Here is a 394-nt window from a genome sequence, read left to right on the forward strand (position 1 = left end):
TAGGTTTCGTAGGCGACCCGCGCCTCTGCCAGCGTCCCGCCCCCGTCGAGCGGCAGCGGATCGGGCAGGGTCAGGCTTTGGGGTTCGAAGCTCAAGCGAGGGGTTCCAGCAAAAACGTGCGGGGGCTCCTCTAACCTTTCCTCCCAAGCTTGTCGAAGGACTGCTTTCCGTTATGGCGAAACCCATCATGGCCGACCGCCCCACTCCCAAGCCGTGGATCGACGCGATCCATCCCTATGTCCCCGGCAAGGCGAAATCCGCCGACGGGCGCGAGCTGATCAAGCTGTCCGCGAACGAGAACCCGCTGGGATGCAGCCCTGCGGTCATCGACGCGCTAGCATCCGCCCATTCGCCCGCGCTCTATCCCGATCCCGACGCCAAGGAATTGCGCGCG

General features: G+C 65.0%; 1 pseudogene. It reads left to right on the forward strand.

Going from position 1 to position 394, the window contains the following annotated elements:
• Positions 1-172 precede the first annotated feature (172 nt).
• Positions 173-394, forward strand: a pseudogene (locus A3736_RS07130) (histidinol-phosphate transaminase); the annotation flags it as partial.

This window comes from Erythrobacter sp. HI0063 (assembly GCF_001635685.1).
Classification (GTDB): Bacteria; Pseudomonadota; Alphaproteobacteria; order Sphingomonadales; family Sphingomonadaceae; genus Qipengyuania.